Source organism: Rothia sp. SCPM-O-B-18226 (M350) (assembly GCF_058213595.1).
This window is the reverse complement of sequence record NZ_JBYQJS010000001.1, coordinates 470,100-496,142: the sequence shown is the minus strand read 5'-3', so window position 1 is coordinate 496,142 and position 26,043 is coordinate 470,100. Positions and strand designations below refer to the sequence as shown.

Genomic DNA, 26,043 nt, shown 5'->3' with positions numbered 1-26,043 from the left:
TAGAGCGTCAAACGCTCCTTATGCTTCCAGGTCGAAAGCCTCCATCGGGGGGCATTCGCACACGAAGTTACGGTCACCGCCGGCACCGTCAATACGACCCACCGGAGTGAAGTACTTGTTGACGCGCAGGCTCGGAACCGGGAAGGCAGCCTGGGTGCGGGTGTACGCACGATCCCACTCGTCTGCGCTGACCACATCAACGGTGTGCGGTGCGTTGCGCAGGACGGAATCCTCAACGGCGACCTTACCCTCGGCGACCTCGATGATCTCGTCGTAGATGGTCTCCATCGCTTCGATGAAGCGGTCGAGCTCTTCCTTGGACTCGGACTCGGTCGGCTCAACCATCAGGGTGCCGGGAACCGGGAACGCCAGGGTCGGTGCGTGGAAGCCGTAGTCCATCAGACGCTTGCAGACGTCCTCTGCGGTCACGTGAGACTTATCGGTCAGGTGACGCAGGTCCAGGATGCACTCGTGAGCGACCAGACCGCCGGGGCCGGTGTACAGCACCGGGTACTTGTCGTTAAGCTTCTTCGCAATGTAGTTTGCGTTCAGCACCGCGTACTGCGAAGAGTCCTTCAGACCCTGAGCACCAGTCATCGCAATGTACATCCAGCTAATCGGCAGAACGCCGGCAGAACCGAAGAACGCCTGCGAAATCGGCAGTGCAGCGTCGTTGGGGAGCTTACCCTCAGAGTCAGCACGGTATGCGTCGCCGGGCAGGAACTTCGCCAGGTGCTCACGAACAGCCAACGGGCCAACACCGGGGCCGCCACCACCGTGAGGAATGGAGAAGGTCTTGTGCAGGTTCAGGTGCGAAACGTCGCCGCCGAACTTACCCGGCTGAGCGAAGCCCATCTGAGCGTTCAGGTTCGCGCCATCCAGGTACACCTGGCCGCCCGCCTCGTGAACCAGCTGGCAGACCTCAGCAACCTGCTCCTCAAACACACCGTGAGTGGAAGGGTAGGTAATCATGATGCCGGCAACCTTGGGACCGTATTTCTCGATCTTTGCCTTCAGGTCATCAACATCAATCGAACCGTCAGCAGCGGTTGCCACACCGGCAACCTTCAGACCAGCCAGAGCTGCAGATGCAGCGTTGGTGCCGTGAGCAGACAGCGGAATCAGAACGGTATCGCGCTCGTGGTCACCGTTAGCCTCGTGGAAGGAACGGATAGCGCGCAGGCCGGCGTACTCACCGGTAGCGCCCGAGTTCGGCTGCAGGGACACTGCATCGTAACCGGTAATAGCAACCAGCCAATCGCTCAGGTCCTTAATCAGCTCGTGCCAGCCCTCTGCCTGGTCCTCAGGAACCAGCGGGTGGATGTTGGCGAAACCGGGCCAGGAGATGGGTTCCATCTCAGCTGCGGCGTTCAGCTTCATGGTGCACGAGCCCAGCGGAATCATAGTGCGATCCAGGGCCAGGTCCTTGTCTGCCAGGTGACGCAGGTAGCGCATCATCTCGGTCTCGGAGCGGTACTTGTGGAAGACCGGGTGCTGCATATAGTCGTCGGTACGCAGCAGGTCGGAGGCCAGATCGTACTTCGAATCTGCCTCACCGAGGGTGCCGCCCAGAGCGGAAACTAGGGCCTTCAGCACCTCGTCGTCGTGGGACTCGCCCACCGAAATACCTACGCGGTCCTCGTCGAAGCGACGGATGTTGATACCGGCGTCCAGGGCCTTTGCGACGAGCTCATCAGCGCGGCCGGGGGCTTCTACCACGATGGTGTCGAAGAAGGTTTCGTGAGCGATGCCGTAGCCTGCAGCCTCCAGAGCGGTTGCCATACGTGCAGCGTTCGTGTGCAGGCGGTTCGCGATAGCGCGCAGCCCCTCGGGACCGTGGTACATCGCGTAAGCACCCGCGACGATGGCCAGCAGAGCCTGAGCGGTACAGATGTTAGAGGTAGCCTTCTCGCGGCGGATGTGCTGCTCACGAGTCTGCAGGGCCAGGCGGTAGGCCGGCTTGCCGGTCGGGTCCTTCGAGACACCCACCAGACGGCCCGGCATGGTGCGCTCCATGCCCTTGTGAACGGCCATGTAGCCGGCGTGCGGGCCGCCGAAGAAGAAGGGCAGGCCAAAGCGCTGGGTGTTACCAACTGCGATATCTGCGCCCAGTTCACCGGGAGACTTCAGCAGGGTCAGAGCCAACAGGTCGGCGTCCACCGTCACCAGGGCGTTACGTTCCTTAGCAGCCTTGATGAGCGGTTCGATATCACGGATTTCGCCGTCCTGGGCGGGGTAAGCCAGGATAATGCCGTACAGGTCGCCCTCGGGCAGGCCCTCGGAGAAATCAGTGATGACAAAGGGAATACCGAGCATCTCCGCACGGCCGCGGGTCACCGAAATAACCTGGGGCAGGCATCGAGAGTCAATAGCAAAGAAGCCGTTCTTCACCTTGCGGTTTGCACGGTACATCATAACTGCGGCCTCAGCGACAGCGGAAGCCTCATCCAGCAGCGAGGAGTTAGCAATCTCCAGGCCGGTCAGCTCCATCACGGTGTTCTGGAAGTTCAGCAGAGCTTCCAGGCGACCCTGAGAAATCTCAGCCTGGTAGGGAGTGTAGGAAGTGTAGAAACCGGGGTTCTCCAGAATATTGCGGCGCAGAACAGCGGGGGTCACAGCGTCGTAGTAACCGGCGCCAATCATCTGTGCCAGGACCTTATTCTTAGCGGCGTAGCCGGCAATCTTCGAAAGAGCTTCATGCTCCGACAGAGGGGCAGGAAGCTGCAGCTCGCCGTCGAGGCGAATCTGCGAGGGGACGACAGCGTCCATCAGCGCATCCAGGGAAGAATATCCCAGGGTTTCGAGCATCTGCTCTGCGTCTGCGGAACGGGGGCCGAGATGACGATCAATAAAGGACATAGGATTCTCCTATTGGTCGGCGCAAACCGTAGAGGGGTCACGTCGCGCTATTGCGACGAGTCGAACGCTTTAAGTGTCCCACATCTCCGCACATTTTTCTCACCATTATCACGATTCGACATGCTCGGAGACGATAACTCTTCTCCTAACCCTCATATTGACGACTCGAAGGATTCTCTCGCCCCTGATACCGAACAGAGCAAGGCCCCGGTTCATTCTCCGTTACCGGAAGAACGAACCGGGGCCCCTATGAAAACAAGCTCAGATATACCTCTTACGAGGAATATCTAAATATCTTCAATGGATTACTTCTTAGCGTGATCCGGCTTGCCACCGTGCGGCACGAGGAATACCGACAGGAAGGCGAGGAACGCGGTCACGGCCAGCAGCATCAGACCGATGAAGTAGTTGTTGTGCTCCTGGTTGTAGGTTGCACCCATCACCAGCGGCGGGAAGAAGCCACCCAGCGCGCCAGTAGCAGCAATCACACCGGACACCGCACCAACGTTCTTCGGGTCAGCAACGCGACCCAACCAGCCGAAGACCGAGCCGTGGCCCAGACCCAGCAGAGCACCCATCAGGATGAAGACAGCACCGTACACGTGCTCAGCATTAGGCTGGAATGCGGTAATAACTGCCAGAATCACCACACCGCCCAGGGAGATGAGGGAGATAATCTTCGGACCGAACTTATCAGCCAGAACACCACCGAAGGGACGAGCCACCACAGCGGCAGCGGTAAAGCCAGCCGCACGCAGACCAGCGTCATTAGCGTCGAAGTGGTAGATGTTGCTCAGGTAAGTGGGCAGGTAGTTCGAGAATGCCACGAAGGCACCGAACACAACTGCGTAGAGGAAGCAGAGCTGCCAAGTGGTCTTCACCTTGAATGCGCGAATAATCTTCGGCATCAGCGGGGTGACCTCACGGCCAATGGTTGCCGGGGAATCCTTCAGGAACACGAAAGAAATCACGGCGGTTACTGCACAAATCACAGCAATCAGGATGTGAGTCGGGAAGTAACCGATACCCTGCACCAGGCGGGGGGTAGCGAATGCGGAAACCGCGGTACCCACCATGCCTGCACCGAACACGCCGGTTGCGAAGCCCTTCTTCGATGCGTCATACCATGCCGAGCTGAAGGGAATACCCACAGCGAACACGGTACCCGCAATACCCAGGAAGAAGGAGACAATCAGCAGCATGGGCAGAGAGTTCATCTGACCAGCCACGCCCACCAGCAGAACCAGCGGTGCGCTGACAGCCAGAACAATGGTGAACATAATACGACCACCGTAACGGTCAGTCAGACCACCAGCGGGAATACGGCCGATAGCGCCGATGAAGATCGGCATAGCCACCAGAACACTGGTCATACCAGTGTCCAGGTGCATCTGCTTGGCGTACAGCTTGGCCAGCGGACCAACAATAGTCCAGGCCCAGAAGCCGATGGTCGAGATGAACGTTGCCAGCAGAACGTTAAAAAGCTGACCCTTCTTTAGGTCGTAGCTCGGTGCAGCAGGGGTGCTCATATTTCCTCTTTTGCAATATGGATATGTGTATTAGCGGTCGGCACGCTCACGCGGGAGAGTACCAATCGGGTCCCAGCCTCGACGTGCACCCACACGCTGACCGCCACGGGTGCGGTACACGGTGTAGGGGCGGAAGACGTAGTGCAGCGGCACGGTCAGTGCGTGCACCAGGCGGGTGAAGGGCCAAATAATGAACAGGACCATAGCCACAATGATGTGAATCTTGAAAGCTACAGGGATGTTCACCATCAGAGCCACCTCGGGGTGGAAGTAGAACAGCGAACGGAACCACACGGCAATGGTTTCACGGTAGTTGAAGTGAACTTCGTGGCCATTGACCGGGGGCAGACCGCCCGACGGGTTCACTGCCGAAATCAGGGTAGCCGCGGTACCGGCAAGAATCACCAGAACCAGGACGATGTACATGAAAACGTCATTGCGGGTGGTAGCCGCACGAACCTCAGAGTTCGTTGCACGGCGACCCAGCAAGATAAACATACCAACGATGGTGGCAACAGCCGCTACAGAACCTGCAACCAGCGCCACAATGTGGTAAGTCTCATCCGAAACGACGAGGTCAGTCAGGAACTTGGGGACCACCAGGCCACCAACGTGGCCCATAAAGACGGCGGCCAGGCCGTAGTGGAACAGCGGCGAACCGATGCGAAGCCACTTGCCTTCGTAAATCTGCGACGAACGGGTCGTCCAGCCATACTGGTCGGTACGGTAACGCCAAATGGTGCCGCCAATCAGAACGACCAGTGCAACATAGGGCAAAACGCCCCACAGCAGGATGTCTACGACGCCCGGGTCGGCTACAGCGTGTGCAGCGTGTTCTGCGCTCTCAGAAGCAAGTACGTACACGTGTTGTCTCCTCAGGGATAAAACTAGTTAGAACGAGCCTGCGCCTGCTGGAGCAGCTGATGATCAGCGTAACCATTCAGGCCAACAGTCTCGACGGGCGGGCCGTAGCCGGCCATCCGCTGGACCTCTTCCTGGGTCTCGGGAGAGACGCCGGGAAGAGTCGCGCAGATGCTCTGCAACAACCCGTAGTGGGGCAAGCTTCCGTCCTTCATTGCAAGGCGGAGAAGCTCAAGGGAAGGACGGTACGCCTGCAGAGCCGAGCGACCCTTACGGCGATCAACCAGCGCACAGAATTCGAGCACCAGCGGCAGGTAATCCGGAAGCTCACCGTTCAAAACGGTCAGCATGCCGGAGTCGCGGTACATCTGCTTGAAACGCAGAAGGGTCTCACCGCGACGGCGAGTATCACCATCAGTCCAGTACGACAGGTGCAGGGAGTGACGACGCGAAAGATCGTATTCCTGCACGTACTCAGACTGCACGTCCTCCAAATCCTTGGAGGTAAGCCACTTCTGCATCGCATCAACAGCTGCGATGAAGGACTCGTCCTCAGTAGCCGCGGTGATGGCGACCAGTTCGGGGAGAACCTCCAGCATCTGCTCATCGGGATAGCCCAGGAGCATAGCGCTGACCTGGTAAATCACCGAGTCCTTGTCTTCGCCGGGTCCGTAGTCGATATCGAACGGATTCTCCGGCTGAGCCGGTTCCGAGGCCTGAGCCTCGGAACCGGCCTTGCCCATGAGCTTGGAAAAGAATCCAGCCACTTATTACTTCTTTCCGGTGGTATTCGGGAAGAGGCCGTCGGGGCGGGAAGAACCGTCCCAGCTGAACAAGCTGACCTTGTTGTTAGCCTCGTAGACACCGGTGGACACGGGGGTCGGGCGACCCTCCATGTCGTTGAACGCATCGCCGTACATGCCGGGTCCGCCATCCACGCTCAGGGAGCAGCCCATTTCCTCGAGGTTGTGGGCGTCCTCCATGTGAGCCTTCGGAATGACGTAACGCTCGTTGTACTTTGCGATAGCCATCAGACGGTACATTTCGTAGATCTGCTGACCGGTCATGCCAACCGCCTGGGCAATCTCCTCATTGCCTTCGCCACCGAGGTTGATGTCACGCATGTACGAACGCATAGCAGCCAGGCGACGCAGAACGTTCGTCACGACCTCGGTATCACCTGCGGTGAACAGCTCAGCCAGGTATTCCACCGGAATACGCAGAGCCTCAATAGCACCGAAGAGGTTGTTGCTGTTCTCAGCGTCGTGGCCCTGCTCCTTGAGCAGGTCGACAATCGGGGACAGCGGCGGCACGTACCAAACCATCGGCATGGTGCGGTACTCGGGGTGCAGGGGCAGAGCCACCTTCCACTCCTTGGCCAGCTTGTACACGGGAGACTTCTGAGCCGCAGTAATCCACGCATCGGGGATGTCGTTCTTACGCGCCTGCTCAATCACGGCCGGGTCGTAAGGATCAAGCATCAGCGACAGCTGAGCCTCGTAGAGATCCTTCTCGTCCGGAACCGAAGCAGCCTCGGTCACACGGTCTGCGTCGTACAGGAAGACACCGATGTAGCGCATACGACCCACGCAGGTCTCAGCACACACGGTCGGGATACCAGCCTCAATACGGGGGTAGCAGAAGGTACACTTCTCAGCCTTACCCGTCTTGTGGTTGAAGTACACCTTCTTGTAGGGGCAACCGGTGATGCACTGACGCCAACCACGGCAACGGTCCTGGTCCACCAGCACGATACCGTCCTCGGCGCGCTTGTAGATAGCGCCGGAGGGACAGGAAGCCATGCAGGAGGGGTTCAGGCAGTGCTCACAAATACGAGGCAGATAGAACATGAAGGTCTGCTCGAACTCGAACTTAATCTTGTCCTCAGCCTTCTTGCGGACCTTCTCAACCAGCGGGTCCAGGTGACCATACTCGGTTGCACCAGCCAGGTTGTCGTCCCAGTTCATACCCCACTCGACCTTGGTGTCCTCACCGGTGATGAGGGAGACCGGCTTTGCTGCCGGGAAGTCATCACCGAGGGGCGCGGTGGTCAGGTTCTGGTAATCGTAAGTCCAGGGCTCGTAGTAGTCGCTGAGCTCGGGCTGAATCGGGGAAGCGAAGATCGAGAAGAGCTTCTGGAAGCGGTTACCGCTCTTGAGCTCCAGACGACCGCGCTTGTTCAGCACCCAGCCGCCCTTCCACTTTTCCTGGTCCTCGTAACGGCGGGGGTAACCCTGACCGGGGCGAGTCTCCACATTGTTGAACCAGACGTACTCGGTACCGGCTCGGTTCGTCCATGCCTGCTTACAGGTCACGGAGCAGGTGTGGCAGCCGATGCACTTATCGAGTGCCATCACCATAGCAACTTGTGCCATAACGCGCATTAGAAAGTTACCTCCTGGGACTTACGGCGACGGATGTACGAGACGATGTCTCGCTGGTTACCGGTCGGTCCAAGATAGTTGAAGGCGAACGCCAAGTGAGCGTAGCCACCAATCATGTGGGTGGGCTTCAGCAGAATACGGGTCACCGAGTTGTGAATACCACCGCGCTTGCCGGTGATTTCAGACTTCGGGCTGACCATACGCTCCTGAGCGTGGTAAACGAAGGAGATACCCTCGGGGATACGGTGCGAGACAACCGCACGACCCACGAAGACACCGTTGGTGTTCACGCACTCAACCCATTCGCCGTCCTTGACGCCAATCTTCTCGGCGTCCTGGGGGCTCATCCAAGCGACCGGACCACCACGGAACATGCTCAGCATGTACTGGTTGTCGAAGTACTGCGAGTGGATAGCCCACTTGTTGTGCGGGGTCAGGTAGCGAACAGCAACCGAAACACCATCGGTCGTGCCGAGCTCGGGCTCGTTGTACAGACCGGTCATGTCCAGCGGCGGACGGTAAATCGGCAGGGCCTCGCCCATCTCGTGCATCCAGTCATGGTCGAGGAAGAAGTGCATACGGCCGGTCAGGGTGTGGAACGGCTTCTTCTTCTCGATGTTGACAGTGAACGGAGCGTAGCGGCGACCGCCGGTCTCCGAACCGGACCACTCGGGAGAGGTCATCACGGGCTGCGGTGCGGCCTGGGTCATGGGGAAGGTAATACGACGTTCCTCGTTACCCTCTGCCAGGTCCATCAGGTGCAGACCGGTCTGCTTCTCGAGCTCCTTGAAGCCCTTGACAGCAACCTCACCGTTAGAAGTACCCGAAATCATCATGATGGATTCGGCAATCTTCACGTCGGTGTCCAGTGCGGGACGGCCTGCGCCCTTACCGGAGTCCATCACACCAAATTCCTTAGCCATCTTGGCAACTTCGTGCTTCAGGTCGTAAGTCACGAACTTGGTGGTAGCACCGAGCTTGTCGAACAGCGGACCAACGGTGGTGTACATGTCGTACAGTGCACCGTAGTCGCGCTCGACGGTGACGAAGTTCGGCATGTTCTTGCCGGGTACACCCACCATACCGGGGGTGTTCTTCCAGTCGGGTGCGTGGCCGCCAGGCTGAGCAATCTGGCCGGGGGTGTCGTGCAGCAGCGGGACCGAAACGATGTCCTTACGGACGCCGAGGTGCTTCTTAGCCAGGCGGCTGAACTCGAACGCCAGTGCCTTGAAGGTCTCGTGGTCGGTCTTTGCCTCCCACGGCGGGTCAATTGCCGGGGAGAACGCGTGCAGGAACGGGTGCATATCGGTCGAGGAGATATCGTGCTTCTCGTACCAGGTAGCGGTCGGCAGAACGATATCGGACAGCAGGGTCGTGGAGGTCATACGGAAGTCCGAAGTGACCAGCAGGTCCAGCTTGCCCTGGGGAGCCTCGTCAACCCACTTAACTTCCTTCGGGTGGGTCTCTGCGTCTTCACCCTGGACGTTGTCCATGCTACCGACGAGGTGCTTCAGGAAGTAGCTCTCACCCTTTGCAGAGGAACCGAAGAGGTTCGAACGCCACAGGGTCAGGGTACGGGGCCAGTTGACGGGGTTGTCAACGTCCTCGACGGAGAACTCCAGGTCACCGGAGTTCAGGCGCTGAGCAATGTAGTCTGCGTTCGAGGATGCCTCGCCGCGTGCCACTGCCTGCTCTGCCTTGTCTGCCAGGTCCATCGAGTTCTCGGGGAACTGCGGGTAGAACGGCATCCAGCCCATGCGGGTGGAGCGTGCCACGACGTCAGCGGTGTGAACGTTGCGCAGCTCGCCCTTAGCCAGCGGGGACTGCAGGTAGTCGGTGGAGTATGCGTCCTGACGGAACTGGTCAGTGTGCATGTACCAGAAGCCGGTACCAATCATGTGACGCGGCGGACGGCTCCAGTCCAGTGCGTTTGCAATGTTGGTCAGACCGGTCAGCGGACGTGCCTTCTCCTGGCCCACGTAGTGAGCCCAACCGCCGCCGTTACGACCCTGGCAACCGGTCAGGTTCAGCAGGGCGAGGATAGCGCGGTATGTGGTGTCAGCGTGGTACCACTGGCAGATACCCGCACCGAAAATCACCATGGAACGGCCGCCGGAATCCAGGGCGCTCTTAGCGAACTCACGGGCAATGCGGATAACGGCCTCGGCGGGCACGGAGGTAATCGGCTCCTGCCATGCCGGGGTGTTCTGAACGCTCCAGTCGTCGTAGTCCTTAGCCCAGGTACCGGGCAGGCCCTTACGACCAACACCGTACTGTGCCAGCATGATGTCGAAGACGGTGGTGACCTCGTGGCCCTCAACGTAGGCAACAGGCACACCACGGGTGATGACGTCGCCGTGACCCTTCGGGTCGTCGAAGGTCGGCATCTTAATCTCGACGGCAGCGGACTCGCCCTGGGGCAGGTCGCGGATTGACAGAATCGGCTTGCGGCCCTGCAGGTCCAGGTTCCACTTGCCCTGGTCCTCGGCTGCGTAGCGGTGACCCATGGTGCCGTTAGGAACGAAGACCTCACCGGTCTCGCGGTCCATCATGACAGGCTTGAAGTCGGAGTTAGCCTGCTCAGCCTCGCCAGCGAGCTTAGCTGCGGTCAGGAACTTAGAGGGAACCTTCACACCGTCTTCACGGGTCTCCAGGGTGACCAGGAAGGGAAGGTCGGTGTAGGTCAGGGAGAAGTCCTCGAAGAACTCGACACGCTGGTCGACGTAGTTTTCCTTGAGGATGACGTGGCCCATAGCCATTGCCAGCGCTGCGTCGGTACCTGCCTGTGCGGGCAGCCACTCGTCAGCGAACTTGGTGTTGTCGGCGTAGTCGGGGCTCACGGTGACAACCTTGGTACCGCGGTAGCGGACCTCGGAGACCCAGTGGGCATCCGGGGTACGGGTCAGCGGAACGTTTGCACCCCACATGATGAGGTACGCAGCGTCCCACCAGTCACCGGACTCGGGAACGTCGGTCTGGTCACCGAAGACCTGCGGGGAAGCCACGGGGAGGTCGGCGTACCAGTCGTAGAAGCTGGTCATCACGCCACCCATCAGCTGGATGTAGCGAACACCCGCGCTGAAGGAGACCATGGACATTGCCGGAATCGGGGTGAAGCCGGTGTTGCGGTCGGGACCGTAGTACTTAATGGTGTGCACGTGGGCAGCGGCCATCAGCTCGAGAGCCTCAGCCCAGGTCGAGCGCACCAAACCGCCCTTACCGCGGGCGTTCACGTAGCGGGAACGCTTAGCGGGGTCGGACACGATGGAGTGGAAGGCGTCCACGGGATCGCTGTGGATAGCCTTTGCCTCGCGGTACATTTCCAGCAGGGGACCGCGAATGTAGGGGTACTTAACTCGGGTGGGCGAGTAGGTGTACCACGAGAAGGCTGCACCGCGGGGGCAACCGCGGGGCTCGTACTCGGGGCGATCGGGGCCAACCGAGGGGTAGTCAGTTTCCTGCGCCTCCCAGGTGATAATGCCGTCCTTGACGTACACCTTCCAGGAGCAGGAGCCGGTGCAGTTCACGCCGTGGGTCGAGCGAACTTCCTTATCGTGGCTCCAACGGTCGCGGTAGAAGGCGTCACCTTCGCGGCCGCCTTCACGGAAGACGGCGCGGCCGTCGTCAGTCTCGTCCCAGCGGGAGAAGAACTTACCGAACTTAATCAGCTGATCGGTAAGGGGGCCGTCCGGGCCCTTAATCTGTGATGCTTGTTCCATACTGCCAATATATCGGAAACTCAGCATAGAAAATACAGAATAAAAACCTACCCTAATTAAGAATTTAAAAGGTTATCTAAACCGTAAGCCAGGCCGAGATTCCGCCTTCGAGCATACGCACCGGACGGTCTTCCAAGGGCGCTATCTCACGTGCCGCTTCAACCGTTCGCGTATACCCGGTGCAGTAAATAACGATTTCTCGAGCGTTTGGAGGGATTTTACGCCCAATTAGCGCCTTTAAATCACCTTTTCGAGACGATTCCAGAATCTCCGTCAGGGGTAGGTTAATCGCCCCCTCTATAGCAAAAGCAGCAAATTCGACTCGTTCTCGAACATCCAAAAGGGCAATCTTTTCGCCCTCTGGCATCGTTTTAAGCTCCCGAGCACTCACCACAGAGGGGGTAGAAGGTATGGAAGAGCCAGTTAAATCATTTGGAATATTACGAATTATTACGCGATTTTGGGCCTTCTTGTTCGTTTTTTGGGGCAATTCAGGCGTTTTCTTAGGCTCAGCTTGCGCACTAGCTACAAGGGGTATATATTCCCACCTTCCACCTAATGCCGAATATAGGCCTACCTCACCTATAAGGGGGTTACCCACCCCCGTCAAAAGCTTTACAGCTTCCATCGCCATCGCGGCACCCACAACACCAGCCATAGCCCCCACGACCCCCGCGGTACTGCACGAGGGTACGCTCCCCTCAGCGGGAGCATGAGGATAAAGGTCTTCGTACACCGGGCCGTGGCCTGCCCAGAAAACACTGAGCTGCGCATCGAATCCAAGAATGGCGGCCCACACGTGAGGAATACCGGCTCGAGCTGCAGCCTCCGATACCAGGTAACGCGACTCAAAGTTATCGCTGCCATCGAGCACGAGATCTGCGCCGGCCAGCAGTTCATCAACGTTCTCAGCCGCCAGGCGTGCGCACACCGCATCAACCTGAATGTGAGGGTTCAGAGCGCGAAGAGACTCCGCCGCCGACTCAGCCTTGGAGTTGCCGACGCGAGCATACGTGTGAATCACTTGGCGGTGCAGGTTGGAAGTATCCACCCGATCGTCGTCGATCACAACGATGTGCCCCACACCTGCACCCGCCAGATATAGCAGAGAAGGAGCCCCCAGGCCGCCGGCTCCCAGCACCACCACACGCGCGCCCTTGAGTGCCAGCTGGGCCTCGTACCCCATCTCGGGCAGAATCAGCTGACGAGAGTAAAACGCACGCTCGGCATCGGAGAGTTCCTCGACATCACGTGAAGAAACATGGGACATTGCTGCAACCTTTCTGAGGGGTATTCAGCGAAGCGATACATTGAGAAAAAGAAAGCCTGCCACAGAGGATACCTCTCTGGCAGGCTTATATGAAAATATAAGAATATGTAGGATTGCGGATTAGCAGGGCGAGGTGTCCACGCCAACCCACTCGATGCTTCCATCGAGCAGTTCCTGTTCCTTCCAGATGGGTACACGAGCCTTGACTCGATCCGCCACCAGCTCGCAGGCATCGAAGGCGCGGCCGCGGTGGGCGGCTGCGGCCATTACGGTCAGAGCGGACTCGCCGATGGCGATGGGGCCAACGCGGTGTACCGCCCACAAGCGCACACCGTCCAGCTCGGCAGCCACCTCGGCAGCCACCTCAGCAATGTACTCGCGAGCCTGCGGATGCGCACTGTACGACAGCCCGCGTACCGCGCTACCGTGATCGTGGTTGCGCACAATACCGTCAAAAATCACGAGGGCTCCCATGGCTTCAGTCATAACCTCGGCCTTCGCGGCGGCGTACAGGGGCTCTAGCGGAGCCTCGGTAATATCGGTGAAGATAACGGTCGAGCCGCTGGGTTCAGCGCCCTGATCACCGGAATGGTCCAGAGGAGCCTCGGCGGGAACCGCAGAATCGACCTTCGGCTTAGTGGTCATGGTAGTCCTCCATCTGGCGGCAAATGTGCTCGACCAGCGGATCAAGAGTGGTCACGCCATCCTTTACACCACCGCGCGATCCCGGCAGGGTCATCACGAAGGTACGGTCAATCACGCCGGCTACACCGCGAGAGAGAACAGCTGAAGAAACATTCTTCAGACCGTTCATCCAGAAGGCGTGCATAATACCGGGGATTTCCTTATCGAGGTGCGGGCGCACGGCCTCCACGGTCTGATCATCAGAGTTCAAGCCAGTACCACCGCTGGTCAGAATAAAAGTCGGCAGGTTACCGTTCTTCTTACCCTCGGCCACCAGGTTGTTGAAGTAATCGATAATCTCGCGGTCCTCAATCACCACGGGATCCGGGGTCTCGAAACCGCGCGAGCGTAGCCACTCCACCGCGATGGGGCCGGACTTATCCTCGTAGATACCGCGAGCCGCACGCGTCGAGGCGACAATCACCAGACCGGTCAGGTTCTCAGGCATCGTGAAATCGTCAGTGCTCATTGAATACTTTCCTCCTTTGGGACGGCGCACCACTACGCCAACCCCGTTTCTTCATTCTACGAATCTGCGCGCACGGACCAATCGCCGGACTTACCGCCGCTCTTCTCCAGGACCCGAATATCGGTAATCACGGCGTGCTTGTCAACGGCTTTAATCATGTCGAAGACGGTCAGCGCGGCCGAGGAAACCGCGGTCAGCGCCTCCATCTCAACACCGGTCACACCGCGAGTCTTGACGGACGCCTCGATACGCACAAAGTCGGGTCCGCGCTCGAAATCCACCGTAATCTTGCCCAGGGGCAGCGGGTGGCAGAGCGGAATGATCTCGGGAGTGCGCTTGGCGCCCATAATGCCCGCAACGCGCGCCACAGGCAGAGCATCGCCCTTGGGCAGGTCGGCGTCAAAAATCTTCTCGATGACGTCCGGGCGGGTGTGGACGGTTGCCTCAGCCACCGCGGTGCGGGTGGTTACGGATTTTTCCGTCACATCGACCATGTGTGCCGAGCCGTCGGCGCGCACATGGGTGAGGTCCTGTTCGGGGGTAGAGGTCATCGTGTCTCCTGGAATCTATAAATTGACGTATCGTGTTCGTCGATAGAGCACCGTAGGGGCTACCTCGGCGCGTCTCAAGGGGTGTCTATTAATCGTCGGTAAGGCGGATACGGTGGTAGGGCACGGCCTCTCCCCCGGTGTACGTCATGCCCGGGGAAAGTTCGATGAGCACGTCGGCCTGAGCGGCACGATGTAGCAGGTGCGAACCGGAGAGGACGTCCGGATACAGCTCCACGCGGTAGGTGCCCGGCTCGGTTTCCACCATGGCGAGGGTGCCGCGCAGGAACTGGCGCTTAGTCGGCGGTGCGGTGAGCGAAGTATCGGTCACCAGCACGCCGCGGGGTGCGTTATCAAGGGTGGCCTGCTCGGAGGCTACCGCGTGGGGTACACCGTAGGGGCCGCCAGCGCGCAGGTAGGGGCGCAGAATCAGCGCGTAGGAGATGAGGGTACTCACGGGGTTGCCGGGGAAGGAAATCATGGGGACGCGGTGCCTCTTGAAGTCCAGGACGTTCACGCCCTGGGGACCGCCGGGCTGCTGGCTCACGTGGCCGAACCATGAGACGGGCACCAGGATGTCCGCCTCGTGCGCCTTAGCGATGGCGTTACGCACAACCTCGTACTTGCCGTGGCTGATACCGCCGGACGTAATAATGATGTCCGGTTTGAAGGATTCGTACTCGGCAGCCAGACGGTGTAGCAGTTCAACGGGGTCGTCACCGATTGCGATGCGGCGAACCGTCGCGCCGTCCTCACGTAGCATGGCGCTGAGCATCGGACCGTTGGCGTCAAAAATCTGGCCCTGCGCGAGGTCGTCCGGGGAGGCGTTGTCCTCACCGGCGGTACCGGAGCGAATCTCGTCGCCGCCGGTGCACACCAGCACGCGAGGGCCCGCCGCAACGGTCAAACGTGCGTACCCCTGGGAGGCGAGCGCGCCCAGCAGAGCGGGGGTCACACGCTGTCCGGCGCGGGCAAGCACCTGGCCGGTCACAACATCCTCGCCGCGGCGGCGCACGAACTGCCCCACGCGGCCGGTGGCCAGCTTAATCTTCTCGCTGGGACGGCCGAAAGACTCGGGAAGGTCGGGGTACTCGATACGTTCCGACTGCTCTACGGGAATCACCGCATCGTATCCCTTGGGGATGGGAGCGCCGGTCATAATCGGGTAGGTCAGGTCATCGGATGCACGGGAGCGCTGCAGGGGCCGACCCGCGGGAATCTCGCGGCCGATCGTAAAGATGCGGTCCTCACGATCGACGGCAGCCGCGGTGAGCGCGTAGCCGTCCATCTGCGAGTTGTCGAAGCTGGGCACATCCATGCGGGCGGTGACATCCTGGGCGAGGATTCGGCCTGCCGCATGATCGAGAGGAACGGTCTCCGCCGTGCCGATGAAGACCTCTCGAAGGAGAAGGGCCAGGTAGGCGCGGTATTCCTCGGTGTTGGGAGTTCCGTTGAACTCGGGAGCGATCATTGCGGTTCCTATCGTGCGACATACGGATATAAACAGTGTACGGTGCACCCGGGGGCGGGTAAATACAGTGCCACCTAACGGCCTGCCCTCGTAACTTGGCTACCCGAGGCGCTCGCGTAGCTTCTTGAGCGTGCGAGCCAGGCCCAGCACGCCAAAGATTCCCAGGTAGAGGCTGATGAGGATGAGGGCACTACCCAGGGCGCTCGGGAGGTCACTACTGTTGATGGCTAGGTCAATCGCGAGGGGAATAGTCTGGGTTTTACCCTGCACGTTACCGGCAAAGGTAACGGTTGCGCCGTACTCACCCAGCGCACGAGCAAAGGAGAGCAGAAAAGCGGTGGCAAGACCGGGAGCCGCCAGGGGCAGGAGCACCTTAAAAGTCACCTCGGCGGGACCGGCACCCTCGACCAGCGCGATTTCCTCGTACTCGCGGGGAATGGCCTGCAACGTGGTAACCGCGGTGGCCACGAAGAAGGGAAGAGCCACAAAGGTCTGCGCAATAATCACGGCGTTCGAGGTGAAGGGAATCGAAATACCAGCCTGATAGAGGTACGAGCCGATTAGACCCTTACGGCCCCAGAAGAAGAGCAGCCCCAGACCCGAAACCACCGGGGAGAGAATCACCGGGGTGTAGATGATGGCGTAGAGAACCGCACCGAATCGGTGCAGGCGCGAACGATTCAGCACCTTGGACAGGAGCAGGGAGATGGGGGCACCCAGAAGACCGCAAATCAGGGTTGAGACGGCAGCCGTTGAGAGCGAAAGATTAGCCGCGCCCATCACCTGCGGAGTGAAGACGGTCCCGAGCTGGCTCCACGGGACGTTAAGGAACAGGCCCAGGAGCGGACCGGCAATCACCAGAAGACCAATGAAAGCTGGGATGGTGAAGGATCGGGGAACCGACGCAAAAAGACGAGCCGAAGATCGCTGCGCGCGACGGGCAGAAGAAGATGCAGACATAGATTCGTGAGGGGTTGGGATGCGAAGGCGGTGAATGGGAGTGGGTATCCCACAAGTAGTGGGTAAAAGGCGTGACGGGATGCGGTGGCACACTTCTATAAGGTGCCACCGCATCCCGGCTTTTCGCGCTAACCCCGCTGAGCGGGCGGGTTAGCGTTTACAGACTACTTGGTGGTGTTGAAGCCGTAGCCGGCGAGAATCTTCTTGGCCTCGTCGGAGGTCTTCAGCCACTCGTTGAACTTCTTAGCGGCATCTGAGGATGCGCCGGTCTTGCTCAGCGCTGCAGGGTATTCGTTGGGCTCAACGTCCGGCAGGTCGACAGAGCCGAGGTTTACGCCCTTCTTCTTGGCAGCTGCGAGGTCGGTGGTGTAGATGAAGCCCGCATCGGCGTTACCGGTGGTGACCTTGGTGGCCACGTCGGTGACCTTACCCTCGGTGGTTGCGTTCTTGAGGGTGATGTCGTGCTTCTTCAGCTCTTCGTGTGCCAGGGTGCCGCAGGGGACGTCTTCCTTGCAGACTGCGACGACGCCTTCGGTGGTCTTCAGGTCGTCGAGGCTGTTGATCTTACCGGGGTTGCCTTCAGCAGTAACGAGAACCAGCTTGTTGGTGACCAGAACGGTGGAGTCGGATCCAGAGAACTCGTCCAGCTTCTTAGCCTTGTCCATGTTCTTGGTGTCTGCGGTGATAAGCATGTCGGGGGTTGCGCCCTGCTCGATCTGGGTGACGAGCTTTGCGGAGCCCTCGTAGACGAAGGTGATGTCAACGCCGGGGTTAGCTGCCTCGTAGGCCTTCTCCAGGTCGGCGCCCGCATTGTTCAGGGATGCTGCGGCGAAGACCTGAATCTTGCCGGAGGATGCCTGAGATGCAGCGGAGGAAGAGGCCTGGGAAGAGCCGCAACCGGTCAGAGTCAGGGTTGCAGCAGCCAGTGCGCTAAGAGCGGCGAGAGGAGTCTTCATGAAAGTACTTTGTCCTTGAACTAGTCGTGTTAGTTGCATGAGGTGAGGTGCTCCACGCGAGGCTTTTGTGACAATTTATGTACGCCCCCTAGCTTGCGTACACCATGACACGTTATCGCGGTTTCTTTGGGTCACCGCGAATGTAACTTACCCTTCACACACTATGTAATGGGTCTTCGAACGTGGAATAATCATATTGTTACCCGAAATATACTAATTTTCTACATAGGTTTTCCATGGCGTACACGGCAGATTCTGGCCGCTCTCAGCTGATTGCAGGCCCTTTGTTAAGCACCTTATCTTCTGCGAATAACAGCGGTGCTGCTTTTGTGACGCCCGAAAAATCTGAGACCTCCACAAAGCCGCGGAGGAAGCTCCCAAATATTACGAACAGCGGTCCGCTCCTCGACCGCTGGGGACGCACCGCAACCGACCTGCGCATCTCATTAACCGATAAATGTAATCTTCGTTGCATTTATTGCATGCCGGCCGATGGACTGCAGTGGCTCCCCAAGGAAAACCTGCTTTCCGCCGAAGAAATTGCGCACCTTGCAGATATTGCTATCTCCCAGCTGGGCGTCGAAGAGATTCGCTTCACGGGCGGTGAACCCCTCGTCCGCGCTGATTTGGTCGACATTATCTCCCGCATCCATCAGGAGCACCCCGAGGTTCCCCTGTCCATTACGACCAACGGCATCGGCCTGGACAAGCGGGCCGCAGCCCTTGCCGAGGCTGGGCTGACCCGCATCAACGTCTCGCTGGATACCATCTGCCGCGAGACCTTCGCCGAGCTCACCCGACGCGACAAGCTGGAAGCCGTGCTCAAGGGTATCGATGGCGCCGCCGAAGCCGGCCTGTGGCCCATCAAGATTAATGCCGTGCTCATGCCCGGCCTCAACGACGGGCAGGCTCCCGAGCTCCTCGAGTGGGCGCTCAAGGGTGGCTACCAGCTGCGCTTCATCGAGCAGATGCCCCTGGACGCAGACAACCGCTGGACCCGTGAGGGTACCATCACCGCTGCTGAGATTCGAGAGAAGCTTTCGGCCGCCTACGTGCTCGGTTCGGTACGCGAAGCACGCGGCGATTCCCCCGCCCGGCTGTGGGAGGTCTACCCGCTCGGCACCGTGCTGGATGAGGCGGGGTTCCCCGTCGACGGCACCGAATCCCTGGGCCGCGTGGGCATCATCGCTTCGGTGACCGAGTCCTTCTGCGGCGCCTGCACCCGCACCCGCCTAACGGCCGACGGCAAGATCCGTTCCTGCCTCTTCTCCGACACCGAGACCGACCTCATGCAGCTATTGCGCTCCGGTGCCACGGACGATGAGCTGGCCCTGCGCTGGCGTGAAGGCATGTGGTTTAAACCGCGCGCCCACGGCAAGGAAGACGCAGACTTCGATATTGAGGAATTTGCCAAGGCGAGCCGCTCCATGAGCGCCATCGGAGGCTAACCCCTAGCCGCCCCGCGCACCCCCTTGTTTTTCGCGCCCCCTCGTATAGCATTAGGAGCATGATGCAGGTTCATTTCTTTGCTGCCGCGCGCGCGGCGGCGGGTACCGCCGAGCTGTCGATGGCCCCGAGTGACATTGATTCGCCGACCCTGGGCGCGCTCATCGCCTACCTGGGCCGGGAGCTTACGGGGACCACCCCCTCCGGCCTGACCCTGGCCCAGGTTATGGAGCAGTGTTCCTTCCTGGTCAACGGCACCCGCTCCGATGCCGACGCGCCGCTAACCGATGGCGATCGAGTTGATGTCCTTCCCCCCTTCGCGGGTGGTTAGGATGAGCGATTCTTCGCCGTCGCCCGCCGCGATTCCCCCGATTCTTCCCGAGTACCCCGAGTTCTCCTGCGCCGCGGTTGTCGTGGCCGGCGGGCAGTCCAGCCGCCTAGGGCATGTGCCCAAGGCCTCGCTCTCGAACGGCACGAATACGCTTCTCGGCTGCGCTTTACAGGCGGTACGGCAGGCCTCGCCGCGAGTTGTGGTCGGGCCCGATACCCTGCCCGTCCCCTCCGACGTTCTACTCACCCGAGAAGACCCACCCTTCTCTGGACCGGCCGCGGCCATTCACGCAGGCCTAGAACGCGTGGCGGCCCAATGCGAGGGCTCCGGCACCCCGACGCCGAAATGGTGCCTCATCCTGGGTGTTGATACCCCGCGCATCGCTCCCGCGGTGCAGCTACTTATGCGTACCGCCGCGGCCAACGATGCGACTGCCCGACCTCTCAGCCATGAGGGGGATTCCCCCGCGTCCGAGGGCTTCTGGGGGGTTTCTGGGGGCATCTACCAGCCGCTGGTGGGTATCTACCGTTATGAGAGCATCCGTTCGGTGTTTTCAGAGGGCACCACCAACGCCTCCGTCCGTTCCTTCCTGCGCCGTCTCAACCCGGTCAGCGTTGAGCTCTCCGCCCAGCACACCGCCGATGTCGATACCTGGGAGCAAGCGGAGCGACTGGGGTACACCACTTCCCTGTGGTCTAGCTACTAGACCGCCCCGCTACCACGGGCATCTACTTTCAGCGGCCAACTAACGCCGCTTCAGCACACACGAGGTACCATGTCCCACCATATTCCCGCCGTCTCATGGGATCAGGCGCGCGAGCTGTTGCACGCCGCCGGCACACAGGCCGCCCCGGACACCAAGGCCGAGGCTCTTCCTCTCTTAGCGACGATTGACCATTACCTATCCGAAGACGTGCACGCCATGATGCCGGTGCCGCACTACAGCTCCTCCGCGATGGACGGCTACGCTGTGGCGGGCAACCCGCCCTGGCGTCTGGTGAGGCCTTCCTACCCGGAGGATTCTCGAGCTAATATTCACCGTCTCACCGTGCCGATTAGCCCGGGCGAGGCCACCCCGATTCTAACCGGCGGCCTGATTCCCGAAGGCACCGAGGCCATCGTGCGCGAGGAGCACACCAGCAACTACGAGGGAGCCGATTCCCTGGCCTCCGCCGATACCCGAGCCAGCATCCACTACCTGGAGATGGCTGAGGGATTTGAACCGCCCGCCCCCGGAACCGATATTCGTTTCGCCGGCGTGGAGCTACAGCACGGTGATTACCTGGCTCGCCACGGCGAGCGCATCTCCTCCCGCATGGCAGCGTTTCTGGGCACGAACGGTTTCGATGAGCTGCCCGTCTACGCGCCCATCCCGGTGCGTTGCGCGTTCACCGGTAACGAGGTGATTACCTTTGGCCTGCCCGACCCGGGTCAGGTGCGCGACGCTTTCGGAGGTTTCGTGGAGCATGCCATCGCCGCGGCCGGATGCGAGGTTCGCCCCTCGGCCCGCCTGGCCGACGTCGAGTCCGAATTCTCGACCTTCCTGACGACCTCCACCGCGCGCATCCTGGTGTTTACGGGCGGCTCGAGCACCTCGGGCGTGGATATGGTGCGTAAGGCCCTCAACGATTTGGGAGCGACCTATATCTTCGAGTCGGTGGATGTGCGTCCGGGCCACCCGGCCCTGGCCGCAAGCCTGCCGGTACCCGAAACCGGGCCGAACGCCGGTCACCAGCGTTTCGTACTGGGCCTTCCGGGTAACCCGTTGGCCGCCTATACGGCTCTCTACTCCTACCTGCCGCCTCTTCTGGCCGGCCTGCGCTCCATGCCCCTGCCCGCAGCAGACGCGGCCGTTCTTGCCGAGGATGTTCCCACGTTGCGCAAGGCTGTGACGACTCGCCTGGTGCCCGTCCGGGTGACCGAGGGCGTGGCCTATCCGCTACCGAAGTCGGCTTCGCACATGCTATCTTCCCTGGCAGCCGCCACGCACTTTGCGGTGCTCGACGATTCCACGGTAACCGGCGGGGCGCATCCTGCGGGTTCACGCGCGCGCATTATTCCGGTCTTCTAAGCCTGGGACACTTCATGCGGGGTGGGAAGGCTGGTTTCACCGTGGGTGTTATCGGCGTTCCCATCCAGCAGAAGGTATAGTTGATAGAGATATGTCAATCGTTTAGCATATCCTGTCTCAACCACAAAGGAGCCCCGTGGCGAAGCCCAAACTCAGCGACGTTGCCGCACTGGCGGGCGTCTCCCCCACCACCGTATCCCGAGTGCTCAACAACCGCGGTTACCTGAGCGAGGCCACCCGCACCAAGGTGCACGAGGCCGTCCAGCAACTCGGCTACCGGCCCAACGCCATCGCCCGAAGCCTGCAGGGTCAGCGCTCCCAGACGGTGGGTCTCATCTTCCCCACCGTGGCCAACCCCTTCTACGGAGAGATGGTGTACCAGCTCGAGAATCACCTGGCCGATGCCGGGTACAGGGTGATTCTCTGCAATAGTGAAGACCACCCCAAGCAGGAGAAGCGCTATCTCGATATGCTCTTCGCCAATCAGGTGGACGGCATCATCACCGGCGCCCATTCGGATGCGCTCGTGAACGTCCCGCATGCCCAGGCCCCCCTGGTGACGGTAGACCGTCGCGAGACCGGTTTTTACCCCAACATCCGCTCCGATAACTACGGCGGCGCACACGCGGCCACGGAGCACCTTATCGCCACGGGCGCCCAGACAATTGTGCACGTAACCTCCACCCTGGGCGAGCACAATGAGCGTCAGCGCGGTTACCGCGAAGCAATGCTCGATGCTGGCCTGACCCCCGAGTTTGTGGAGCTTGGCTTCCGCCCCTCCCTCGGCCTTAAGCGCGAGATGCTATACCGCTACTTAGACGAGCGAGCCGATAGCGCCGAGCCTGTGGATGCAGTGTTCGCCTCCAACGATAACTACGCCGCGCTGGCCTTGGGCTGGGCGCGCACGCGAGGTAGCCGCGTTCCCGAGGATTTCCAGGTCATCGGCTACGACGGTACACAGACCGTTCAGCTGCTCATGCCGGAACTCGCAACCGTCATTCAGCCCATCGAGGGAATCGCTCAACGAGCCGTTCAGCGCCTGCTGGAGCTTATCGAAAGACAGGATGCATCGACCGCCTCCGCGGCACCCGCAGATTCGACTTCCGAGGGTTCCGCATACCTTCCCGGGGATGTGCTGCCCATCGAGCTGCACCTGGGGGCTACCGTGCGAACCATCCCCGATCTCTCGCTCGTGGAGCCGGACACCTCGGCGCCGGACGAGCTGCAGTAGCTCTCCCCCGCTTTTCTTCCAAAGATTCGCCCCACCACTCCACATTTGTGGAGCGGCGGGGCAAATCTTTACGTTTAGGATCTTGTGGGGCTCTTGAGTACCCGAATTACGACCGGGCCGTCGCGCTAAGCCTGACCGGCGGCACGGGCGACGACTTCCGCGGGGCCGATTGCGGGATACACCATGCCGACCGCGTGAGCCTTCGGGAAGATACCCCCGAGAGGCCCCAGGGAGAGGAAGCCGCGACGCTCGTAGAGGCGAGCGCTGTCGTAGGTCGACGCTTCGAGGTAGGCCGGGTAACCTTCAAGGCGGGCGGTGCCGTAGTCAAGGAGCTTGCTGCCAATACCGCGGCCGCGCAGCTCCTCCAGCACACCAATGTTGAAGAGGTACCAGTGCTTGTACGAGGGGCGATACTTGAGCAGGTGCAGCTCCATCATGATGGCGCGAACCAGGGTAACCGGCCCCAGTCCACGGTAGTAGGCACTAATCTGCTTGATTTCGTTGAGGAATGATCCTTCCTGGGACTCCGGGTTATTCCAGAGGCAGACGCCAACAATCTTGCCCGAGGAATCATCCACGGCAACGTCGATTCGTCCGCGGTCCTTAAAATTACCGTAAACCTGCAGGGTCATAATAGCGCGGAGCTTTTCCATCTCCTTACGGCGGTTTTTGCCACCGATGATGGCCATCATGGCGGGGTCACCGTCAAAAGCCGAGATAAGCACCTCCACTACCTCCGAGTACTCGTGAGGTTCGGCGGTGCGGACGGTATAGGATTCCGAGGACATATTCACCCTTTACGAAAGCTTGAAGTCTACATAAATATTAGCTGTATTCCGTCCTCATGGCTAACGAATCGTGCCTAATCAAGACATTTTACATGCATATGCACAGACTCCCGACAGCAAATATTGCACCATTATGCATAATTTATATGAATAGTTATTCACCCTTTCTATTTAGCCGCCCATAAAAAATTTGAACACCCCGCATCATTTCAAGGAAAAGATACGGGGTGTTCAAAAATGGAGAGTTTATCTACTCACTCTGTGTACAGACTATGCGTTAGCCTTAGCCTTCAGAACAACCTTCAGCACGGAGTCAGCGTTGGTCACAGCCGCGCCGGAATTCTGAGCGTCCTGCACCGACTCGGCCAGCTTCTTGGAGTTCGTGATAACCAACGGAGTGGCCAGCGGGTAGCCAGCCGCCTTGATCGCGGGAATATCAAACTCAGCGATGACATCGCCGCGCTTGACAGTGTCGCCCTTAGCAACCTTGGGCTCGAAGTGCTTGCCGTCCAGCTCCACGGTGTCCATTCCGATGTGCATCAGCAGGTCCAGGCCGTCCTCGGTGCGCAGACCGTATGCGTGGCCGGTGGGGAAGGCGACGGTGATCTTGCCGTCAGCCGGTGCGTAGAGCTTACCCTCGGTGGGCTCGACCGCGATACCCGCGCCCAGCGCGCCGGAGGAGAAGGTGGGGTCCTTGACGTCTACGAGAGGCACCACAGTACCCACCAGGTGAGCGCCCAGCTCAACGCCTTCGCCGGAGGTCTCAGCAGAAGCTGCCGAAGGAGCCTCGGCGGAAGCTTCGGTAGCTACAGGAGCGGCAGGAGCCTCGGCTTCCTCAGTGTTACCAGCCTCAACCTTCTTACCCCAGATGAAGGAGGCGACGAAGGCGATGACGGTGGTCAGGACGAGGCAGCCGAAGAAGCCAGCCCAACCGGCACCAACACTAGCGTTAATGGAGGGGAAGCCGATGTAACCGGCAGCGCCCAGTGCCTTTGCCTTCACGTTCAGGATGGATGCGGCCATTGCGCCGATACCTGCGGAGACGATTGCAATGTAGAAGGGCCAGCGCAGAGCCAGGTTGACACCGAACATTGCGGGTTCGGTAATACCCAGGAATGCGGAGGGTGCGGATGCGGTAGCAACACCCTTGATCTTCTTATTCTTGGTGGTCAGTGCGACGCCGGCTGCGGCAGCACCCTGAGCCACGTTAGACATGGAGGCAACGACGAAGATGAAGGAACCGCCGGTTGCCCACAGGCTCATCTCGATGGGCGGGAATGCCTGGTGCATACCGGTCATCACGATGAATGCGTATGCAGTACCGAAGATCAGACCACCCAGCGGGCCGGCAACAGTGTAGAGCCAGTTGATGCTTTCACCCAGCCAGGTACCGGCTGCGAACATGGGCGGGCCGACCAGGATAAAGGTCAGGAAGCCGGTGATCAGGATGGTCAGGGTCGGGGTAAAGATGAAGTCGATGGTGCCCTTGAGGACCCTGTGGAAGAACTTCTCGATGTTCGCCAAGATGAAGGCGACCAGCATGATGGGCAGCACGGTACCCTGGTAGCCCGCCTGCTGAACCTGCAGACCGAAGAGGTTCCAGTACTTCATCGGGTCGGAGCCTTCAGCACCCGCCAGGGATGCTGCGACCTTGTAGCCGTTCATCAGTGCCGGGGAGACCATTGCGGCACCCATGGTCAGACCCAGGTAGGGGTTACCGCCAAAGACCTTGGTGGCGGAGAAGCCGACCAGCACGGGCAGGAAGGCAAAGGGAGCGGCGGAGAGCATGTTAACAATGTCCGCAAAGTCAGCCCATTCGGGGTGCATTGCAATGAAGCTCTCGGGACCGAAGATGTCCTTGGAGGTCAGCACGCTGTTCAGCGCCATCAGCATACCGCCACCGACCAGCACCGGGATGAGCGGCACGAAGATGTCAGCAATGGTCTTGATGAAGCGGGAGACAATGTTGCCCTGCTTGGAAGCAATTTCCTTGAGCTCGTCCTTGGATGCCTCGGGTGCGCCAGCAGCGATGAGGTGCTTATGCACCTCGTTGACGTCGCCGGGGCCGACGATGATCTGGAACTGGCCAGCGTTAAGGAAGCTGCCCTTGAGGTCTTCGTCGTTGTCGATTGCTGCCTGGTCGACCTTGTCCTGGTTCTTCAGGACGAGGCGAAGGCGGGTTGCGCAGTGTGCGGCTGCAACGATATTGCCGGCGCCCCCGACGTCCTTCAGCACGCGCTGTGCCACTGACTTGTGGTCCACGCTCGCTCTCCTTTGTTTGGAGCACCACCGTATGATGCTTTGTGAATGAGGTGAGATATGTCTGTGTGTGCATGTCATGCATATGTCATACGTTTGACATATCGGATGTAAAACATGGTATCACGGGAAAGTTCTTAAAAGCGAGGGCCCACCCTCCACACGGAAAGTGAGCCCTCAGACATATTCAGAAATTACCGGAAACCA

20 protein-coding genes are annotated in these 26,043 nt (G+C 60.0%); 5 read left to right on the top strand and 15 right to left on the bottom strand.

What is annotated here, in order from left to right; translation table 11 throughout:
* Positions 1-18 precede the first annotated feature (18 nt).
* The 13 genes from gcvP to modA form a co-directional block, all read right to left on the bottom strand.
* Positions 19-2,859: an aminomethyl-transferring glycine dehydrogenase gene (gcvP, locus tag AC3E6W_RS02155; RefSeq protein WP_490652214.1), complete on the bottom strand. Its 2,841-nt coding sequence runs from the start codon at positions 2,857-2,859 to the stop codon at positions 19-21.
* A gap of 305 nt (positions 2,860-3,164) precedes the next feature.
* Positions 3,165-4,388 (bottom strand): MFS transporter, encoded by a 1,224-nt coding sequence (locus AC3E6W_RS02150; RefSeq protein ID WP_490652213.1) that lies wholly within the window; start codon positions 4,386-4,388, stop codon positions 3,165-3,167.
* A 30-nt stretch (positions 4,389-4,418) separates the two neighbouring features.
* Positions 4,419-5,252: a respiratory nitrate reductase subunit gamma gene (narI, locus tag AC3E6W_RS02145; RefSeq protein WP_070680182.1), complete on the bottom strand. Its 834-nt coding sequence runs from the start codon at positions 5,250-5,252 to the stop codon at positions 4,419-4,421.
* Between the two features lie 23 nt (positions 5,253-5,275).
* Positions 5,276-6,016 (bottom strand): nitrate reductase molybdenum cofactor assembly chaperone, encoded by a 741-nt coding sequence (gene narJ, locus AC3E6W_RS02140; RefSeq protein ID WP_049343398.1) that lies wholly within the window; start codon positions 6,014-6,016, stop codon positions 5,276-5,278.
* A gap of 3 nt (positions 6,017-6,019) precedes the next feature.
* The gene (gene narH / locus AC3E6W_RS02135; RefSeq protein ID WP_049343399.1) at positions 6,020-7,633 is read right to left on the bottom strand and encodes a nitrate reductase subunit beta; all 1,614 of its coding nucleotides are present in this window, start codon (positions 7,631-7,633) and stop codon (positions 6,020-6,022) included.
* Complete coding sequence (locus AC3E6W_RS02130; protein WP_294646346.1) at positions 7,633-11,352, bottom strand: nitrate reductase subunit alpha; 3,720 nt, start codon at positions 11,350-11,352, stop codon at positions 7,633-7,635. Before AC3E6W_RS02130 ends, narH begins: the two co-directional genes overlap by 1 nt.
* Positions 11,353-11,428: 76 nt before the next feature.
* Positions 11,429-12,622, bottom strand: coding sequence for a ThiF family adenylyltransferase (locus AC3E6W_RS02125; protein ID WP_371555490.1), 1,194 nt, complete (start codon positions 12,620-12,622; stop codon positions 11,429-11,431).
* Positions 12,623-12,742: 120 nt separating this feature from the next.
* Positions 12,743-13,267, bottom strand: coding sequence for a molybdenum cofactor biosynthesis protein MoaE (locus AC3E6W_RS02120; protein ID WP_049345778.1), 525 nt, complete (start codon positions 13,265-13,267; stop codon positions 12,743-12,745).
* A complete protein-coding gene (locus AC3E6W_RS02115; RefSeq protein ID WP_049345777.1) occupies positions 13,257-13,775 on the bottom strand; it encodes a MogA/MoaB family molybdenum cofactor biosynthesis protein in 519 nt (172 codons plus the stop codon). Before AC3E6W_RS02115 ends, AC3E6W_RS02120 begins: the two co-directional genes overlap by 11 nt.
* A gap of 56 nt (positions 13,776-13,831) precedes the next feature.
* Positions 13,832-14,326, bottom strand: coding sequence for a cyclic pyranopterin monophosphate synthase MoaC (moaC, locus tag AC3E6W_RS02110; RefSeq protein ID WP_049345775.1), 495 nt, complete (start codon positions 14,324-14,326; stop codon positions 13,832-13,834).
* Positions 14,327-14,414: 88 nt separating this feature from the next.
* Positions 14,415-15,794 carry a molybdopterin molybdotransferase MoeA gene (locus AC3E6W_RS02105; RefSeq protein ID WP_490652212.1) on the bottom strand — a complete coding sequence of 460 codons (1,380 nt, stop codon included), beginning with the start codon at positions 15,792-15,794 and terminating at the stop codon, positions 14,415-14,417.
* 99 nt (positions 15,795-15,893) lie between these two features.
* The gene (locus tag AC3E6W_RS02100) at positions 15,894-16,754 is read right to left on the bottom strand and encodes an ABC transporter permease (protein ID WP_490646080.1); all 861 of its coding nucleotides are present in this window, start codon (positions 16,752-16,754) and stop codon (positions 15,894-15,896) included.
* Between the two features lie 164 nt (positions 16,755-16,918).
* The gene (gene modA, locus AC3E6W_RS02095) at positions 16,919-17,710 is read right to left on the bottom strand and encodes a molybdate ABC transporter substrate-binding protein (RefSeq protein WP_070680165.1); all 792 of its coding nucleotides are present in this window, start codon (positions 17,708-17,710) and stop codon (positions 16,919-16,921) included.
* A 236-nt stretch (positions 17,711-17,946) separates the two neighbouring features.
* Between modA and moaA the strand changes: the two genes are divergently transcribed.
* The 5 genes from moaA to AC3E6W_RS02070 all read left to right on the top strand — a co-directional run bounded on the left by moaA (position 17,947) and on the right by AC3E6W_RS02070 (position 22,789).
* Complete coding sequence (gene moaA, locus AC3E6W_RS02090) at positions 17,947-19,158, top strand: GTP 3',8-cyclase MoaA (RefSeq protein ID WP_049343260.1); 1,212 nt, start codon at positions 17,947-17,949, stop codon at positions 19,156-19,158.
* 62 nt (positions 19,159-19,220) lie between these two features.
* The gene (locus AC3E6W_RS02085; RefSeq protein ID WP_490652211.1) at positions 19,221-19,487 is read left to right on the top strand and encodes a MoaD/ThiS family protein; all 267 of its coding nucleotides are present in this window, start codon (positions 19,221-19,223) and stop codon (positions 19,485-19,487) included.
* A gap of 1 nt (position 19,488) precedes the next feature.
* Positions 19,489-20,193 carry a molybdenum cofactor guanylyltransferase gene (gene mobA, locus AC3E6W_RS02080; protein ID WP_490652210.1) on the top strand — a complete coding sequence of 235 codons (705 nt, stop codon included), beginning with the start codon at positions 19,489-19,491 and terminating at the stop codon, positions 20,191-20,193.
* Between the two features lie 69 nt (positions 20,194-20,262).
* The gene (locus AC3E6W_RS02075; protein ID WP_049331865.1) at positions 20,263-21,558 is read left to right on the top strand and encodes a molybdopterin molybdotransferase MoeA; all 1,296 of its coding nucleotides are present in this window, start codon (positions 20,263-20,265) and stop codon (positions 21,556-21,558) included.
* A gap of 136 nt (positions 21,559-21,694) precedes the next feature.
* Positions 21,695-22,789 carry a LacI family DNA-binding transcriptional regulator gene (locus AC3E6W_RS02070; RefSeq protein WP_490652209.1) on the top strand — a complete coding sequence of 365 codons (1,095 nt, stop codon included), beginning with the start codon at positions 21,695-21,697 and terminating at the stop codon, positions 22,787-22,789.
* 125 nt (positions 22,790-22,914) lie between these two features.
* Here the strand turns inward: AC3E6W_RS02070 and AC3E6W_RS02065 are convergent, their stop codons facing one another.
* Positions 22,915-23,577: a GNAT family N-acetyltransferase gene (locus AC3E6W_RS02065; protein WP_049331860.1), complete on the bottom strand. Its 663-nt coding sequence runs from the start codon at positions 23,575-23,577 to the stop codon at positions 22,915-22,917.
* 270 nt (positions 23,578-23,847) lie between these two features.
* Positions 23,848-25,839, bottom strand: coding sequence for a PTS sucrose transporter subunit IIABC (locus tag AC3E6W_RS02060; RefSeq protein WP_490652208.1), 1,992 nt, complete (start codon positions 25,837-25,839; stop codon positions 23,848-23,850).
* Positions 25,840-26,043: the final 204 nt, after the last annotated feature.